This is a genomic window from Subtercola vilae (assembly GCF_004923255.1).
GTDB classification, from domain to species: Bacteria; Actinomycetota; Actinomycetes; order Actinomycetales; family Microbacteriaceae; genus Subtercola; species Subtercola vilae.
The window spans coordinates 1-2804 of record NZ_QYRT01000088.1 but is presented as its reverse complement, the minus strand read 5'-3'; the positions used below and the strand labels follow the sequence as shown (position 1 = coordinate 2804).

Annotated in this window: 5 protein-coding genes and 1 pseudogene; all 6 read right to left on the bottom strand. The window is 62.3% G+C overall.

All coding sequences use genetic code 11. From position 1 onward, the window contains the following. Positions 1–167 precede the first annotated feature (167 nt). On the bottom strand, positions 168–347 hold the full coding sequence (locus tag D4765_RS18895) for a hypothetical protein (protein ID WP_136643853.1): 180 nt from the start codon (positions 345–347) through the stop codon (positions 168–170). Between the two features lie 173 nt (positions 348–520). Then, positions 521–772, bottom strand: coding sequence for a glutaredoxin-like protein NrdH (gene nrdH, locus D4765_RS18890; RefSeq protein WP_136643852.1), 252 nt, complete (start codon positions 770–772; stop codon positions 521–523). A gap of 25 nt (positions 773–797) precedes the next feature. Next, entirely contained in the window at positions 798–1154 is a 357-nt protein-coding gene (locus D4765_RS18885) for a hypothetical protein (protein WP_136643851.1), read from the bottom strand. A 394-nt stretch (positions 1155–1548) separates the two neighbouring features. Next, positions 1549–1824, bottom strand: a complete 276-nt coding sequence (locus D4765_RS18880) for a glutaredoxin domain-containing protein (protein ID WP_136643850.1) — start codon at positions 1822–1824, stop codon at positions 1549–1551. A gap of 384 nt (positions 1825–2208) precedes the next feature. Beyond that, the gene (locus tag D4765_RS18875) at positions 2209–2637 is read right to left on the bottom strand and encodes a hypothetical protein (protein WP_136643849.1); all 429 of its coding nucleotides are present in this window, start codon (positions 2635–2637) and stop codon (positions 2209–2211) included. Between the two features lie 56 nt (positions 2638–2693). Beyond that, positions 2694–2804: pseudogene (locus D4765_RS19900) on the bottom strand (IS30 family transposase); the annotation flags it as partial.

Genomic DNA, 2804 nt, shown 5'->3' with positions numbered 1-2804 from the left:
CCAACCGCCCGTCGACCACGCCATTCTGCTTCACCGTCGCCACGGCTTCGTCCTCCACCACGTCACTCAATACATCGGTCATCATGTTCCTCCTTGTCAGGAGTTACACCGAAAATCGTACAGACCCCCGAGGCTGGCGTCGGCGGGCAGGTTGGTGGTGGTTCCGTTCACGTGGTGCTCTCTTCGTTTGCCGGGTCGCGGGGTGCACGAGCTGCGGACCGGGTGTGTAGGAGTGTGTGGATCGCGGCGGAGACGTCGGTGCCGTCGTCGACGAACATTGCAGCGCCGATCTCGGGTGTCAGCGAGACGACGTCACGGAGGTAGTCCATCGCTTCAGTGTTACTCATCGTCGGATACGACAGTCGCACGTCGTCACCGATGAGTTGTTCTTCCGCCGTGGTCAACGGCCTAGATGGGCACTCCAACGTTGTGGGGTGTTCGTCACGAGTTTCGGTTTTGTTCGACATGTGGTGTTCCTAACGGTCGGCTGATGGGTGAAGAGGTTGCCTGCGTGTCGTGGTCAGGCCGTCACGCCGCTTCTCATGGCCTTGGCCAGGAGGTCGATGAGGTCGGGGCGGAATCCTGACCAGTGGTTGTTGTCGTCGACCAGGACGACGGGTGCTTGGAAGTAGCCGAGGTCTTCGGAGATGTACTCCAGTGCGGCATCGTTTTGGGTGACGTCAACGACGACGTACTCGATGCCGTGGCGCTCGAGCGCCCGGTAGGTCGCGGTGCACTGCACGCACGCCGGTTTTGAGTAGACGATAACCATCGGTTGCTCCGGTTTCTTCTTTCGCTCACCGCTGCGTTGTGGCTGCGGGGCAGCGGGCGGCGCGGGCGTGTTCGGTGATCCACTGTGCGACGGTGGCGGGGTCGGTGTCGAGGTCGTGGGGGGCGGTGATCTGGTACTCGCCGCCGTTGATGTCAATCATCCAGACGAGGGGTTCGTAGTCGGGGTCGATCCCGACCATGTCGTGCGGGTCGTCTTGGCCACCGCGGCAGCCGAGATCGATCTGGAAGGTGAACGTGCCACCCATATCGGCTTCCAGCGGTGCCGGGAACGGCAGTAACGCTGCGACGGCGCGTGCGGCTTCGTCGACTTTGTCCATCCGGATTTCGCGTCTCTCGTCGAGGTTTTCGTCGGTGTCGATCATGAGGCGTTCCTTGCGTGAAAGTTTGCGGGGTGACGGGTGGCCGTATCGGGCCAGGGAAGGATCTGTGCTTCCGCGTTGCTGGCGTACATTTCGGTGCGGATCTGCTCGAGCTCCGCGTAGGTGGGTACGTCGATCGCTAGCGGGCGAGGGTTGAACGCGATCCGGTAGTAACGCTCGGCGTCCGCGTTGGCCTGGTCGAGGGCTGCTTTGAGTTCACGGATTTCGGTTTGCGCTTCGTCGGCTTCCTGCTCAACGCGCGTTCAACGATGCCCGTTCGTCGAGAGCGTCGCCGTAGCCGGCGCAGTAGATCGTCAGCTCAGCCGGGGTGAGGTCGGCGGGATTGATGCTCATCGGGTTTCCTTTGGTCATACTCAAGAAGCGGGCGGGTGCGCAGTTACGCGGCGTTCGTTGCGGCCAGAGTGGCGGCGAGTCCCTCGATGAGGTCGGGCCGGAACCCGCCCCAGTGGAGGTCTTCGCTCACGAACACGACCGGAGCGGTGAGGTATCCGAGCTGGTCTTTGATGAAGGCCACGGCGTCTTCGTCTTCGGTGACGTCGACCACGATGTAGCTGATCCCTGCGTTGTCGAGCTTCCGGTAGGTCATGGTGCATTGCACGCACGACGGCTTTGAGTAAACGGTGACCTGGTGTGGTGTGCTCGTGGTGTTCATGTTCTCTAGTCCTCTCCCAATTTTTTTGCCTTTCGGCGGTTTTCCGCCTGTCGTAGAGGGGCGGTGGTGTCCAGTTGAGAGCAGCGGTTGGCAGGAAAAATCTTGACCGGGGGAGCGCAGCGGAGGAGGGCAAGAATTTTCCGAAACTGCTGTGACGACTTGACGCCGCCGACCCGGAGCGACTGGCTGTTCAGCCGAAATGGCAACAAAGTTGCCCAGAAAAAAGAGAGGCCGCGAAGCGGCATCAGAAGCTTTACCAGGGGGTGTTGCGAGGGGGAATCCTTTCCCCTTCGCGGCCTGGCCCGGTGGGGACAGGCCCCAGCACACGCACGGCGGCACGGTGCGGGGTTCGGGTGGGTAGCTACCGAACCCCGCACCTGATGCCTACTCCGCCGTCACGGTGTCCTCGTCGACGGCAGGGTCGGTGTCGTCATCGGCGGGGGCGGGGTGGCCTGCGGCGATGCGTTCCACAGGGCTGAGGTGGTAGCCCCACTGCTCGAGCTGGTTGAGATATTCCTTGCCCGTGTCGGAGGGGTACCGCCACGAGTCGCGGCCGATCGCGTTCTCGAAAGCGCTCAACGCGATCGCGGGGCTGATGGTCTGCGCTTTCGTGGGGGTCTGTTCCACGAGCGTCGCGAGTCCTTTCAGCCCCCACTGGTCTTTGTCTGTGCTGCTGAGGAACGTGCGAGCGTAGTCGCCGCTGTCGGCGGTGACGAGCTGGTGGTGCCGGGTCAGGGTGAGGGCGGTGAACACGGCGGCGTCTTTCGGGAGGTTCTTCCGCGTCAAGAGGGTCGTGACGAACGTGCGCCGCACAGTTTCGGCGGCATCCCATGCCTTGTTGTTCTTGATGAGGGGGCGGATTCAAGCGGTCATTGCACCAGTAGGGTTTTGATCATCTCATCTGGGGTGGCGTATCCGTACCGTTTGCGTGGTCGACGGTTCAGTTGGGCGGCTACGGTGTCGAGCTGCTTCTGGGTGTA